This window comes from Helicobacter hepaticus ATCC 51449, from assembly GCF_000007905.1.
Lineage (GTDB): Bacteria > Campylobacterota > Campylobacteria > Campylobacterales > Helicobacteraceae > Helicobacter_C > Helicobacter_C hepaticus.
The window spans coordinates 1,738,353-1,752,973 of sequence record NC_004917.1 but is presented as its reverse complement, the minus strand read 5'-3'; the positions used below and the strand labels follow the sequence as shown (position 1 = coordinate 1,752,973).

The following is a 14,621-nucleotide window of genomic DNA, read 5'->3' as shown; positions in this document are numbered from 1 at the left end:
ACGATACAATCCCCACTTTAAAACAAAATCTAAACAAAGGCATTATTTGAAAACTCTTTGTTCTTTAAAGATTCTATACTTTTGCAGAGATAAATTTACATATACATTTATATGTATGCTTATAGCAATCATATGTATGGGGAGTTTTTGGGGTTGCTCTGCTTTGGGTAACAATGCTCAAATCACCATTACCGAAGACCCTCATTATGCGATAAAACAAGTAGCAGGCAATCAGCTTAGGATTTCCACTGACCAAAAGGCATTATTACGCGATATAAAAGAAGTTAAGCGTCAATATACCAAAGTCACTAATGCTCTTAGTGGAAATGTCGCTAAACAATGGAGCAATGAAGATGTCAGTTTGCCCAGTGCTCAAACTTATGTGAGATACTCTAATCATTATAAGTCTAAAGCAAGTATTAATTTTAGCACAGGTGCTATTCGTATAGAAACCATTGACACACAAAATCCCGCAAAATCTTTGGAAAGAGCTATTACTCATACTCTTTTGCTCCCTCAAGACCCAAGCAAGATAGATTTATATTCTGATGACGATTTTACTTTTGATGGAAAGCCATTTCTTGCAGGATTAATAAAAGATAATGAGGGAGAGGATATTTTAACACAATGGCGAGCAGAGAGATATGCCAAATATCTTATTGAAAATACGCTCAAAACGCGCAAAGATAGCAAAGGAAAAAAAGTAAGTTATGTGGATTTACAAATGGTTGGGGATTATCAAAGCAAAAATGAACATAGATATGAGGAACTTGTAAAAAAATATGCTCGTAAATACAATATCTCTCCCGCTCTTGTGTTAGGTATTATCCAAACAGAATCTAACTTCAATCCTTACGCTGTAAGTGCAGCTCCAGCTTATGGGCTTATGCAAGTGGTCCCAAGCACAGCAGGAGCTGATGCGTATGAGCTTATCAATGGTAAAAAAGGTATGCCCACAAAAAAAATGCTCTTTAATCCCGAAACAAATATTGAATATGGCGTAGCGTATTTAAGCATACTTTTTAATCGCTATTTGCCAAATGTCAAAGATAAACAAAGTCAAGAATATTGTGTTATTACCGCATATAATGCAGGAGCTGGAAGTGTGTTAAGGACTTTTCATAATGACAAAAATCAAGCTTTTAATCGCATCAATGCACTCTCATCTGCTAAAGTCTATGATACACTGCGTTCAAAACTCCCCTCTGATGAAGGGAAGCGGTATCTCCTCAAAGTCAGCACATTTAAGAAAAATTACGAACATATCAAATGAGATTAGTTGAATTTTACTCCGAAAAAAAAGTGTGTAGCTATATAGACTCTAAGCAAAGCATTTTTAGGTATTTTCATATTCAAAATGTAACGCCAAGCTTTTATTATGGACTACTTGAACGCGGTTGGAGACGCTTTGGCAATTATTTTTTTACACCTATGTGTGAAGGCTGCACCGATTGCATTTCAATACGCACCTTAATTGATGATTTCACTTTTAGCAGAAATCACAAGAGATTGCTAAAAAAAGCTCAAAATATTGATATTTACATACAAAAACCCACTATAACTCAAGCACACATAGAACTTTATAATCGCTATCATCGTGTGATGCGTGATAAAAAAGGTTGGGAATACACTCCAACCACGCCAGAATCTTATATGGATATGTTTGTTGAAGGACACCAAGACTTTGGCTATGAGATTCTTTATTTTATAGATTCTCAACTTGTGGGCGTGGGGCTTGTTGATGCACTTTTTGATAGTATCACAGCAGTATATTTTTACTATGACCACACATTTGCACACCATAGCTTAGGCACACTCAATATTTTAAAACAAATCCAAATTGGCAAAGAAAATGGGCTTAAATACTTTTATCCGGGCTATTGGATAAAAGACCATTATTGTATGGGCTACAAACAGCGATTTACACCTTTTGAAGTGCTTAAAAATATCCCTGATGTGTTTGAAGCACCCATTTGGGAAATGTATAATGGATAAGAAGTTATGAAACCTAAGTTACAAGGCATTTATGCGATTTCAGATGAGATTCTCACTCCTTATGAGATTTTGCCTCAATGTTTAGAATCCGCTCTCAAAGCAGGGGTGAAAATCTTTCAGTTGCGTGATAAAAGCCATAGTGATTCTTGGCTTTATCCTCAAGCAAAGAAGCTTATGGCATTGTGTGAGAAATATAATGCGCTTTTTGTGATGAATGATAGATTAAATCTCGCCTTAAAACTAAACGCTCCTGCTTTGCATTTAGGCAAAGATGATGGGGTAATCGCTCAAGCAAGAGAAAGATTCAAAGGAATTTTAGGTGCTTCAAGTTACGCAGATTTGCAGAGAGCAAAAGATTTAGAATCTCTTGGTGTGAATTACGTTGCTTTTGGTGCATTTTTTGCCTCTCCTACGAAACCAAATGCCCCGCTTACACCCTTAGAGATTCTAGAATCTGCTAAAGCGATTTTAAATATTCCTATTTGTGCCATTGGAGGTATTAGCACTCAAAATATATATTTGCTAAAAAATGCAGATATGTTCGCTGTAATAAGTGCTTTGTGGCAGTATAAAATACAAGATTCACCCTTAGAGATTCAATGTCAAAATATCCATCGCAATGCCCTTGCCTTGATTCAATCTTTAGAATAAGATAAGACAAATATCAGTAGAATCCAAATTTCAGCATTTATTAAAATTGTTGTGGGGGAAATTATGCGTTGTTTGTATTTTGTAATTTGTATGATAATGCTTGGAGCGTGTGTAAATCCAGAGCCACCACTGCTACCTTGTGATGATAAAGAAAGTTGTGAGAAAGCTATCACTTTATTGTTTGATTCTAAATTTTCTGAAAAAAAATTTATCAAAGTAATAGAATATGCTACTAAAGCCTGTGATTTGGGTAGTAGTAAGAGCTGTATTTTTTTAGGTAAGTTGCATCAAGACAGCTATGAATCTTATTTTCAAAAAGAATTAGCAAAGTTAGCAAAGAGAAATATAGTTTTAGATTACCATAAGGCAAAAGCATTTTATGAAAAAGCCATTAGCTATGGTGCTTTTGAAGCTTATATTTATTTAGGGTCGCTCTATTTTAGGGGCATTGGTGTAAAACAAGATGACACAAAAGGTATAGGCTTACTTACCAAGGCGTGTGATAAAAAAATAGTTAAAGGTTGCCAAACTTTAGGGGATTTATATGAGTTTGGAAGCGAAACTATTAAACAAAACTTGCTTAAAGCTAGTGAGTTTTATACAAAGGCTTGTGTTTTGGAGGGTAGTTTCAGAGGTTGTCATCAATTAAGTCGTTTAGGCTTACAATATTTTAAAGGCAATGGTGTCAAACAAGACTATGTCAAGGCAAGAGAGCTTTTTACCAAAGCTTGTAATGTTGATATAGGTGAGAGTTGCACAAATTTGGGCGTTTTATATGGCAATGGTATGGGTGTGAAGCAAGATTTTGCAAAAGCACGAACACTTTACAATAAGGGTTGTGATTTAGAGAATGGCAGAGGGTGTTATAATCTAGGCTTACACTATTTTTTAGGCAAAGAAATTAAACAAGACTATACAAAAGCAAGAGAATTTTTTACCCAAAGTTGCAATTTATATGATTCTTTAGGTTGTTATGAATTAGGCACTATGTATTATCGTGGCGAAGGTGTTTTGCAAGATGATAGAATCGCATATGAATTTTTGAGTAAGGCTTATGAAATTGATGAGAGTTTAGATTATAATGAATTGGGTTTGCTGTTAACGTGGAGTGAAAATATTAAACACGACTATGCAAAGGCAAAAGCAATCTTTAGTAAGTCTTGTAGTGAGGGTAACGGCATTGGTTGTGTGAATCTAGGCATTTTGTATGCCTTTGGTAGAGGGGTAATGACAGATTATACAAAAGCAGTGGAACTCTATACGCAAGCTTGTAATATGAATAATCGTGTTGGTTGTTATAATCTAGGATTACTTTATAGCGAGGGTAAAGGAGTTAGGCAGGATTATATAAAGGCTAGAGAATTATACACAAAAGCTTGCAATATGGGTGAAGCGGGGGCTTGTAATAATTTGGGAGTTTTTTATACTTATGGAAAAGGTGTGAGGCAAGATAAGGCTAAAGCAAGAGAACTCTTTGGTAAAGCCTGTGATATGGGAAATCAAAAGGGTTGCGATAATTATAAAGACTAAAGGTTATATTTTGTTTTTTATAAGAGGAAGGGGCTTAAATTGTGAGGATTTAGAATCCTACCACTCCTCGCCAATGCCTAGCATAATGCACTTATCAAAGCGTGGTAATACGCAGTAGGCATAAATCTTGCGCCCTATGCCAAAAAATTCCATATCTGTCAAATATCGCCCATCAAAATTAAGATAAAATTTTTCTTCATCATTTGGCTTAAGCTTCGCACCAATCCCTACACCGCCCAAATGGCTATATTTAATAAATTCATTAATAAAAGCCCCTATAAGCACAATGCCACCGCGCAAAGACTCTTTATCTTGCTGTGAGAGTGTGCGATATGCACTATATTCTACAATAGGACGCGCAGGGCGTGAGGAATAAAGAGGATAATCTTTCTCTAAAGTTTGCTTTTTGACTTGCTCTAAGTAAGATTCTAAAACTTCCGTATTGCGCTCTAAATAATATTCACCATTTTTTGGGAACCTAAAGGGGTTTGGCTCTTGGTTTATCACAGCATTTCCACCCGCAATGGCTATATCAAGAGCAAAGCATATAAATGTATAAATGAATGCAGTTTTTAAAACAAAAGTTTGCATTTTTACTTTACTCAATTCCCCTTAAAATCACAAATCTTGAGCAATTAACTTTTCAAAACTCTCAAAATAAAGCTTTTTCATCTCTTCAAGGCTTATATTAATCTCATCAACACAAAAAATATCACCTCCTACACAACCAATTTCTGTAAAAGCAATCTTATGTTGTTTTGCTTTTTGCTTTAGCGTATTGAGATGCTCTCCTGCTACTTCTACAATGATACAGCTTTGGGAAGGTGCAAAAAGTAGCTGTGAGGGTAAATGCGTATGGACATTACAACCTATGGGTTGGCATTCGCCATTGCCTAATGCCATTTTTGCAAGAGTAATAGCTAATCCCCCCTCACCAATATCTTTTGCAGCACTCAACATACATTCATCACTCGCCTCAAGCATTAAATTCCATAAAGCAAACTCTTGTGTTAAATCAATGCTTGGAATTTGCCCATAAATATGTCCTTCCAAAATCTTTTGTGCCAAAGAGCCACCAAACTCGGCTTTAATTTCGCCAAGTAATACGAGCATATTCCCCTGTGTTTGGAATGTTGAAGACACTACCTTACTTACATCATCTATCAAACCCACACTTACAATAGAGGGTGTAGGGTAAATATCCACGCCATCGCTTTGATTATGCAAAGAAACATTACCGCTTACTACTGGAGTATTTAATACTTTACAAGATTCTTTAATGCCTTGACATACTTCCTTGAACGCCCACATCACTTCAGGATTATGAGGTGAGCCAAAATTCAGACAATCACTAATTGCCAAAGGCTTTGCACCATTGACTATGGAGTTACGTCCTGAAGTTGCTACCGCAATCTTTGCGCCATTTTTGGGGTCAAGGTAACAATAGCGCATATTGCAATCCACGCTCATACTCAATGCACTATTTGTGCCTTTTATACGTATCATACTCGCATCACCGCTTCCTGCAGGAGTAATCGTATTGCTTTGCACACTACTATCATATTGGCTATAAACCCATCTTTTATTTGCAACCTCTACACTTCCAAGCAGAGTTATAAAAATTTCTTGTGCGCTTTGAGATGTTTTAAGTTGATTAGCTTTATGAGTTTGCACTGCAACAGGGCGTAAGGGCATATCAAGCATAGGAGCATTTTCACTTAATTGCGCGATTGGAATCTCCGCACATTTCTCTCCATACCAAAAAAGTTCCATAATGCCACTTTTTGTAACTTCTCCAATAATTGCTGCATCTACTTCCCATTTGGCAAAAATATCTAATACCTGTTGCTCACAACCTTTTTTAGCGCAAATAAGCATTCTCTCTTGAGATTCACTTAGCATTAATTCATAAGGATTCATTCCTTCTTCGCGCATAGGCACTTTATCAAGATACAGTGTCATACCGCTGCCACTACGACCTGCCATTTCAAAACTTGAGCTTGTGAGCCCAGCTGCACCCATATCTTGAATCCCAACAATTAAATCTTGCTTGAAAAGCTCTAAACACGCTTCAAGCAAAAGTTTTTCTGCAAACGGGTCGCCTACTTGCACCGCGGAACGCACAGCCTTTGAAGTAGAGCTGAAACTATCACTGCTCATCACTGCTCCACCTAACCCATCACGTCCTGTCTTACTCCCTACATAAATAACAGGATTCCCTATCCCTTCAGCTTTTCCATAAAAAATCTCATCTTTTTTGACTAATCCTAAACAAAATGCATTTACTAAGATATTGCCATTATAGCAAGATTCAAAACTCATTTCTCCGCCAATTGTAGGCACTCCCATACAATTTCCATAACTCCCTATGCCTTCTACCACGCCTCGTAATAAGTAACGATGTTTTTTGCCAAGTGTGCCATTATCGCTTATATCGCCAAAACGAATAGAATTAAGGCTTGCCACAGGACGTGCTCCCATTGTAAAAATATCTCGCATAATCCCACCTACGCCAGTAGCAGCCCCTGCGTGAGGCTCAATGAAACTTGGGTGATTATGAGATTCTATCTTAAAGACCGCACAAAGATTTTCCCCAATATCAATTATGCCCGCATTTTCACCTGGTCCTTGTACAACCCAAGGAGCTTTGGTAGGGAATCCATTAAGATATTTTTTGCTTGATTTGTAACTACAATGTTCACTCCACATTGCCGCAAAAATCCCTAATTCTATAAGGTTTGGAGGACGCTTTAAAATCTTAAGAATCTCCTCATAATCCTGCTTTGAAAGCTTATGAACCTTTAGAGTCTCATCAATGTCTTTAATCTCACCCAAAAGATGTGTAATATTTGTCATTGCCACCTCAATCATTGCAAAAATAAATAAAAAGTGTAGATTCTATCACAACTTATGCTTTTTTTCGCTTTTGTTTAAGAGTTACACTTTTTAAGTTTGGGATAAACTTTGATTAACTACAATATTCGCTCTAGTTAAAAACAACAATGAAGGTGTAGTGTATGAAATATATTAAGTTTTTTAAAGAGCTCAACAATAAAGATGTGCCGATTGTAGGCGGTAAAAATGCAAGTATAGGCGAAATGTTTCAAGAACTTGTGAGTGAGGGTATTAAAGTCCCTAATGGTTTTGCCATCACAAGTGAGGCATATTGGTATCTCTTAGATTCTGGTAGCATTAGAGAGAAAATTATTGATTTGCTTGATGGTGTTGATGTAACCGAAATAGATGTGCTTAAAACACGTTCTAAAAAAATCCGTGAGCTCATCTTCGGCACACCATTTCCTGATGATTTGCGCAAAGAGATTTTTCAAGCATATGAAATTTTGAGTGGAGAATATGGTATGAAAGAAGCTGATGTGGCAGTGCGCAGCTCTGCAACAGCTGAAGATCTACCTGATGCGAGTTTTGCAGGACAACAAGATACTTATTTAAATGTGAAAGGCAAAACAGAGCTTATACACTACATCAAATCTTGCCTTGCTTCACTCTTTACTGATAGAGCGGTAAGTTATCGTGCTTCAAGAGGGTTTGACCACTTTAAAGTTGCTCTCTCTGTGGGAGTGCAAAAAATGGTGCGAGCAGATAAAGGAAGTGCTGGGGTAATGTTTAGTATTGATACAGAAACAGGCTTTAAAGATGCAGTGTTTATTACTTCATCTTGGGGGCTTGGTGAAAATGTAGTGGGTGGCACGGTCAATCCTGATGAATTTTATGTATTTAAACCTACGCTTAAAGAAGGAAAACGTCCTATTATTAAACGTCAGCTCGGACACAAACATCAAAAAATGGTTTATGCACCACGTGGAAGCGAACACCCTACAAAAAATATTAAAACAACTCAACGCGAAATGAAAACCTTTTCTATTACTGATACAGATATTCTTACGCTTGCACGTTATGCAATAAAAATTGAAGAGCATTATACAAAAGAAGCAGGAGAATATCGCCCTATGGATATGGAATGGGCAAAAGATGGTGATAGTGGCGAAATTTTCATCGTCCAAGCCCGCCCAGAAACCGTTCAAAGCCAAAAGAGCAAAAAAAGTGATGGGCAAAAGTTAGAAAAATTTAAGTTTGTCAATCCCGAAGTCAAAAAAGAAATTATCCTTGTAGGAAAGGCAATAGGTGGTAAAATAGGTTCAGGAAAAGTGCGTATTATCAATGACATAGAACATATGGATAGCTTCAAAGAGGGTGAGATTCTCGTAACTGATAATACTGACCCAGATTGGGAGCCAGCAATGAAAAAAGCTGCTGCAGTTATTACTAATCGTGGTGGGCGCACTTGCCACGCAGCGATTGTTGCTAGAGAAATAGGTGTGCCTGCAATTGTGGGGGCTATTGGTGCAACTGATAGGCTTTATAGTGGTATGGAAGTAACCATTTCTTGTGCAGAGGGAGAAGAGGGATATATCTATGATGGTATTCACGAATATGAAATTGAAACTATTGAGCTCAATAATCTTGGGAATCCAAAAACTAAAATTTATATGAATGTGGGCAACCCTGAAAAAGCCTTTAGTTTCTCACAGATTCCAAATCACGGCGTAGGTTTAGCGCGTATGGAGCTTATTATTCTTAATCAGATTAAAGCACACCCCCTTGCTCTCCTTGATATTCAAAATGGCAATACTAAAGGCTTGAAAGAAAAATCAGAAATTGAAAAAATAATATCTGGCTATGAGAATCCAAAAGATTTTTTTACAAAGAAAATTGCTGAAGGTATCGGTATGATTTGTTCAGCCTTCTATCCTAATCCTGTTATAGTGCGCACAAGTGATTTTAAATCAAATGAATATCGTGGTATGCTCGGTGGAATGGGATATGAACCACACGAAGAGAATCCAATGCTTGGCTATCGTGGGGCAAGCAGGTATTATTCCGAGCAATATCGTATAGCCTTTGAATGGGAATGTCAAGCTCTCGCAATGGTGCGTAACGAAATGGGATTAACTAATATGAAAGTAATGATTCCATTTTTGCGCACACCTGAAGAAGGAAAAAAGGTGCTTGAAATTATGCGGCGTAATGGATTAGAATCTGGCAAAAATGATTTAGAAATTTATGTTATGTGCGAATTGCCTGTAAATGTCATTTTAGCTGATGATTTTTTAAGTATGTTTGATGGATTCTCAATCGGCTCAAATGATTTAACCCAGCTTACACTCGGTGTAGATAGAGATGGACAGCTTGTAAGTCATATCTTTGATGAACGTAATCCTGCAATGTTTGCGATGTTTAAAAAAGCCATAGAATCTTGTAAGCGCCATAATAAATACATTGGTATTTGTGGGCAAGCTCCAAGCGATTATCCCGAAGTTACTGAATTCCTTGTTAAAGAGGGTATTAGCTCTATTTCACTTAATCCCGATTCTGTTATTGCCACTTGGCAAAAAGTCGTGGAAGTGGAAAAATCACTAAAAAAATAAATACATTAATAAAGGGTGCAAATGTATCCCTTTATTAAAGAACCCTAGTGCCCTTTGAATACTTAAGTCATTATTTAAATACTACAGGAATATCAGGATAATGTGGAATATTAGGATAATCCAAACCTACAAGTGTTGCGCTTCCCCTTAATGGTTGTGCATCATTTGGTATCAAATCTTTCCGCAAATACGAAATTTCAATAAGAGGAGAAAAAAGTAGATTTTTAGCAAATAAAAGTCCTCCATTATGATTAAAATGCGTATGGATAGGACAATAATATTCGTTTAATTTTGCTAATACGGCTAGTCGCCTTTGTGTAAATACTTCATTATCAGGGTTACAATTATGAAATTCAAAAAGTATTTGAGGAAAATATTTTGCAAGAAGGCTTATGTCAATATTTTCAAGCAATTCCCATTCGGCATCTTCAATATCACATTGCAATATATTATGTGCATTTTTATCAAATTTATTTTCATTGATAATCTGCATAAGTGTAGTAGTATCGTGAGATTCCACAGCACCTACAAACTTTTTAAAAAATTTTATGTTTGGGTGATTGGGATAAGGAGAAGATTCTATACTCGCATCATATTCTAGCACTTCATAACCCATATCTGCCATTTCTAAATCAAACGGAGAATAATCAGATACACCTAATGAAACACATTTTGGCAGAGAATTGCCTTTAACGGGGGGGGGGGCATAATAAACAATAACCACCATCAGCTTGTCCGCCTACACGCACAAATTGAAAAGAAGAATGGCGAAGCGGTCTTATGAGAGAAAAGTATTTTAGGGCATTTTCAGTATTATGTAATATCTTTGGACTAATAAAAGCCTTTGATAATTCTAATAATACATTAGGATTATCCATATGAGCCACCATTTGAGCAGAAAACAAAATATTAAAAGAATTAAAATTTTTATCTTGAGCATTGAGCTTATCATAAACTTTTTTGAGCCTTTTAGGCATTGCAAAAGCATATTCAAAGTAGCGAAGAAATTTCATTTCATCTCCTTATTTAGTAAATACCATAGAGTAGCATTAAATTTATAAAAATATTATGAAATCCCAAGTAAAAACTTGCAAATGGCTTTTACAAACAAATTAAAAATAACTCCTTGCACCTTTATAAGTTTTGTTCCAATAAGCTGAATCTAATCGCGCCTTACTTACTACTTTCCCTTTACTTGGAGCGTGAATAAACTCATTGTTACCAATATAAACACCAACGTGATTTATTCTTTTACTTCTATTTGTGGTAAAAAATACCAAATCACCCTTTTGAAGCTTAGATTTTGTAACAGAGCTTCCATCATTGTATTGCTCATATGAAGCGCGCGGAAGAGAAATACCATTAAGACGATAAATTGCACGTGTCAGCCCACTGCAATCAAATCCAGATTCTGAAGTGCCTCCCCATTTATATGGCACACCAAGATATTGATGAGCACTCTCTACAATGTCATCTCTAATATCATTTGATTTTTTGCGCTTAGATGTTTTGAGTGCATAAACTTGTGGAGAAACAATAAAAAACTCATTAATGAGCCCTTGTTTTTGATACTCTTGTGCTCTTATTTTTGCATCTTCAAAACTTTGATAATTCCCAAAGCGCACTTTATACATTCCAGCTTCTTTAAATAAAAATGCATCAAGTCCTTTTTGATTAAGAGAATCCACCAATCGCCCAGCATTCTCTACACTATTAAAACTTCCCACCTGCACATTATATAAAGGAGATTTTGGCACACTCAAAGCACAACCGCCATAAAAAACAATAATAATTAAACATAACAAAGATAATACATAGAGTTTTATTTTCATTTTAATCCTTATGTGTAGATTCTATATAATTAAAACATCGGTGGAGCTAAAAAGCGTAATCCTAAAGATACCCAACTTTCTTTACCTAAAAAAGCATTTCCATAAGTGCCATCAAGCTGGATTCTATCTTGTAATAACCATACTCTAAGTCCTAATTGATATTTTGGCGTATCAAATCGCTCATAAAAAAACTCTCCTAAAATCCATAATCTTTGAGTAATTTGCTGCTCTAAACCTAAACCAATATTATAAATTTGCCTATCTCCATTATTACGCTTAAGCTTATAGCCAAGATTAGAATGCAAAAGCAAAGTATTATCAAAAAAAGCCGCACTTATAGGAATATACATATAATATTCATTCCGGTGTTTAGAACGTTTAAAATTATAAGCATTACCCAATGCTAAACCAAAACTATATCCATCAGATTCCACATCTTTAAAAACTTTCTTTGCCCCTGTTACAAACTGACGACCGCCAAAGCTCTCATCGGCTAATCTCTCATCAATAGGTGCATTACTAAACATACCACCCATACTTATTTCCACATCAAAAAATAAATTACAACCGGGCAATATCCAATACTCGCCTATTTTACCATTATATACTCCCCAAGTTTCAAGCTGACAGGAATGTTTATCTACCACGCGTGCATCATCATTAATCATTGGACGCGCCCCATACATTCCTATCGCATATATGAGTAAAATGAGACAGATTCTATAAAGTGAATTTTTCAAAAATTTTCTCCAAACCAACTTGCTACATCACTTCGTATAGTTTGATGTAAATGAATGCCAGCAATAAAATTATCTTTAAGCGCTTTAGTAAGCAAGCTTAATGCACCATTGCGAAACTTGCTTAAATATGGGTGGTCAATCTGTGCCCAATCTCCTAAAAATACAATCTTACTCCCCTCGCCTATGCGAGTGCCAATAAGTTTAATTGTAGCATTTGAAGCATTTTGCACTTCATCAAAAATGACAAACTTATTGCCAATACTAATTCCTCGTGCGTGAGCAATATCTACTATTTCAATTTTGTGTTTTTGGAGGAAATATTCAGTTGCATCTTGCTTTTGTATACCATTGACTTCACCACGATATTCAATGCGTTTAGCAAGTGAGCTTTCTTGGAGTTTGTCAATAGTGAAATTTATAGCACCATAAAGTGGATACATAAAATATCCAAGCTTTTGATTCTCATCTCCTTTACGATAACCAAGCTCCGCTTCTTTGTCATTTGCGGTAATGGTATTACGCATATAGATAATACCATCAACTATACCATTTTTGACAAGAGTAATGCCTGCTTGAAGAGCTATGAGTGTTTTTCCACTTCCTGTTGAGCCTGTGGCAATAGTGAGATTATTTTGCGGGTGAGTAAGGAGTGCATAAAACATTTTTTGCTCAAGATTAATAGGCATAATATAGGGTTGGTGATTTTTAAGAATCTCATCAAGATTGAGTTCTTCAAATGCTTCTCCTACCTTAATTCCAAAGATTTTCTTACCTGTTTTATACAATGAATTATCTGTATTATCCACTTCATCAATTTGGATAAGACTCCATTGTGTAAGATTCTGAAATTTTTTATTATCTTTTAAATGCGTCAAAGGCGTATCTTTATGTATCTCAAAAGACACCCAAAAATCAATATCACTTGGATTTTCAACTCTATCACGAAAAAGTGATTGTGCAGGAATACCCTGTGCTTGGGCACGCACTTTGAGCGAAATATCATTACTTAAAAGAACCAAGCCATAATCTCGTGCAATTTCAATGAGTTTAGAATCGTTATAGCTATGCTCTTGTGGCAAAAGTTTATATTTTGAGCGATAAATCAGCGTCAAAGGAACGGAAAAATTCTCATATTTGAAAATGAGAGTTTGGGTGAAATCATTATTATCTTTAGCTACGTGCATAAGAGTTGTATTAGTTACTATTTTCTGCAAAAGCCCTTCATTATCCGCGCCATCACTATTAATGCACCGAAAAAACTCACGCGCAAAGAAGCCTGTTTCATTCTGTAAATCTTTCTTTTTATCAAGCTCTTCAATAACAACATCGGATATAAAAAGTTCATTTTGTGCATTTTGCCACAAAAAAATGATATTTTGCGTATCATCAAGAATAATAGAAGTATCAAGTAAATAATGCTTAGTAATCAATTAACTCCCTTTGGTTAGAATGCCTGATTGTATCAAAAGATATATTAAATAATAAAAAGGAATAAAAATGGAAGTAAAATTTAAAGGTACTCCAGCGCAATTAAGCGCAAATACAATTAAAGTCGGCGATGATGCTCCGCAAATCAAACTTACTGCAAAAGACCTCTCACAAGTGCAAATAGGCGGTGCAAGTGGAAAATATCAAATCATTAATGTGGTTCCAAGTCTTGATACAGGTGTGTGTGCAACACAAACAAGACGTTTTAACCAAGAGGCCGCTACATTACAAAATACGAACGTATATGTAGTTTCAATGGATTTACCCTTTGCACAAGGGAGATTCTGCAGCACTGAAGGGATAGAGAATCTTACTCCTTTGAGTGATTTTGTAACAAAAGATTTTGGCAAAGCTTATGGCTTACTTTTGCAATCCTCTCCGCTTGTAGGATTACTTACTCGTGCAGTGCTCATAATTGACCCTCAAGGAAAAGTGATTTATATAGAGATTTGTGAAGAAATCACACAAGAACCAAACTATGAAAAAGCTTTAGCAGTAATAAAATAGGTTTTAAAATGGGAAAATTTACACTCACACAAATTGATAAGATTCTTGCTTTAGGTGTCTTTTATCTTGCTACTAAAGGCACTTGTGGAAACCCAAGAGTGCGTCCCATAAGCTCCTATATTGTTCATAATGGCAAGCTTTACTTTGGCACTTCTAAAAATAAAAATCTTTATAAACATATTGAACAACACTCAGGAGTTGAAATTTGTATTAGCACACCAGATATTCTTTCATTGCGCATTAGGGGCGATGCACATATTGTTAATCATCTTGATGCAAAAGAAGCATTAATGGCTAAATATAAACGTATAGCTCAAAGTTTTGACAATAATCCTGCTCACCCTAATTTCGTAATTTTTTATCTTGAAAATATAAGTGCGCAACTACAAGATTTTAGCGGCAACATTCTCCTTTATAGGGAAAATTAAAAA

At 35.8% G+C, this 14,621-nt stretch carries 14 protein-coding genes; 7 read left to right on the top strand and 7 right to left on the bottom strand.

The genetic code is table 11. The features are described 5' to 3' along the window. Nucleotides 1-46 precede the first annotated feature (46 nt). From HH_RS08830 to HH_RS09255, 4 genes are all read left to right on the top strand, one after another. Nucleotides 47-1,273, top strand: a complete 1,227-nt coding sequence (locus HH_RS08830; protein ID WP_011116669.1) for a murein transglycosylase domain-containing protein — start codon at nucleotides 47-49, stop codon at nucleotides 1,271-1,273. Continuing rightward, the gene (locus HH_RS08825; protein WP_011116668.1) at nucleotides 1,270-1,995 is read left to right on the top strand and encodes an arginyltransferase; all 726 of its coding nucleotides are present in this window, start codon (nucleotides 1,270-1,272) and stop codon (nucleotides 1,993-1,995) included. Before HH_RS08830 ends, HH_RS08825 begins: the two co-directional genes overlap by 4 nt. A gap of 6 nt (nucleotides 1,996-2,001) precedes the next feature. After that, nucleotides 2,002-2,646: a thiamine phosphate synthase gene (thiE, locus tag HH_RS08820; RefSeq protein WP_011116667.1), complete on the top strand. Its 645-nt coding sequence runs from the start codon at nucleotides 2,002-2,004 to the stop codon at nucleotides 2,644-2,646. Between the two features lie 63 nt (nucleotides 2,647-2,709). After that, complete coding sequence (locus HH_RS09255; RefSeq protein ID WP_011116666.1) at nucleotides 2,710-4,176, top strand: tetratricopeptide repeat protein; 1,467 nt, start codon at nucleotides 2,710-2,712, stop codon at nucleotides 4,174-4,176. Nucleotides 4,177-4,233: 57 nt separating this feature from the next. Here the strand turns inward: HH_RS09255 and HH_RS08810 are convergent, their stop codons facing one another. Then, the gene (locus HH_RS08810; RefSeq protein ID WP_011116665.1) at nucleotides 4,234-4,782 is read right to left on the bottom strand and encodes a hypothetical protein; all 549 of its coding nucleotides are present in this window, start codon (nucleotides 4,780-4,782) and stop codon (nucleotides 4,234-4,236) included. Nucleotides 4,783-4,794: 12 nt separating this feature from the next. Beyond that, nucleotides 4,795-7,032, bottom strand: coding sequence for a phosphoribosylformylglycinamidine synthase subunit PurL (gene purL, locus HH_RS08805; RefSeq protein WP_011116664.1), 2,238 nt, complete (start codon nucleotides 7,030-7,032; stop codon nucleotides 4,795-4,797). A 161-nt stretch (nucleotides 7,033-7,193) separates the two neighbouring features. Between purL and ppsA the strand changes: the two genes are divergently transcribed. Further along, a complete protein-coding gene (gene ppsA, locus HH_RS08800) occupies nucleotides 7,194-9,623 on the top strand; it encodes a pyruvate, water dikinase (protein ID WP_011116663.1) in 2,430 nt (809 codons plus the stop codon). A 70-nt stretch (nucleotides 9,624-9,693) separates the two neighbouring features. On the opposite strand, the gene HH_RS08795 is transcribed toward ppsA, so the two are convergent. The 5 genes from HH_RS08795 to HH_RS08780 all read right to left on the bottom strand — a co-directional run bounded on the left by HH_RS08795 (nucleotide 9,694) and on the right by HH_RS08780 (nucleotide 13,625). Further along, nucleotides 9,694-10,350: a hypothetical protein gene (locus HH_RS08795; protein ID WP_050720620.1), complete on the bottom strand. Its 657-nt coding sequence runs from the start codon at nucleotides 10,348-10,350 to the stop codon at nucleotides 9,694-9,696. Then, the gene (locus tag HH_RS09250; RefSeq protein WP_011116661.1) at nucleotides 10,313-10,636 is read right to left on the bottom strand and encodes a hypothetical protein; all 324 of its coding nucleotides are present in this window, start codon (nucleotides 10,634-10,636) and stop codon (nucleotides 10,313-10,315) included. Before HH_RS09250 ends, HH_RS08795 begins: the two co-directional genes overlap by 38 nt. 99 nt (nucleotides 10,637-10,735) lie before the next feature. Further along, the gene (locus HH_RS08790) at nucleotides 10,736-11,455 is read right to left on the bottom strand and encodes an NlpC/P60 family protein (RefSeq protein ID WP_011116660.1); all 720 of its coding nucleotides are present in this window, start codon (nucleotides 11,453-11,455) and stop codon (nucleotides 10,736-10,738) included. 29 nt (nucleotides 11,456-11,484) lie between these two features. Further along, a complete protein-coding gene (locus HH_RS08785; protein WP_011116659.1) occupies nucleotides 11,485-12,195 on the bottom strand; it encodes a hypothetical protein in 711 nt (236 codons plus the stop codon). After that, nucleotides 12,192-13,625, bottom strand: a complete 1,434-nt coding sequence (locus HH_RS08780) for a PhoH family protein (RefSeq protein ID WP_011116658.1) — start codon at nucleotides 13,623-13,625, stop codon at nucleotides 12,192-12,194. Before HH_RS08780 ends, HH_RS08785 begins: the two co-directional genes overlap by 4 nt. 67 nt (nucleotides 13,626-13,692) lie before the next feature. Between HH_RS08780 and tpx the strand changes: the two genes are divergently transcribed. Next, nucleotides 13,693-14,190: a thiol peroxidase gene (gene tpx / locus HH_RS08775; RefSeq protein ID WP_011116657.1), complete on the top strand. Its 498-nt coding sequence runs from the start codon at nucleotides 13,693-13,695 to the stop codon at nucleotides 14,188-14,190. 8 nt (nucleotides 14,191-14,198) lie between these two features. After that, nucleotides 14,199-14,618, top strand: a complete 420-nt coding sequence (locus HH_RS08770; RefSeq protein ID WP_011116656.1) for a pyridoxamine 5'-phosphate oxidase family protein — start codon at nucleotides 14,199-14,201, stop codon at nucleotides 14,616-14,618. The last annotated feature ends 3 nt before the right edge of the window (nucleotides 14,619-14,621 follow it).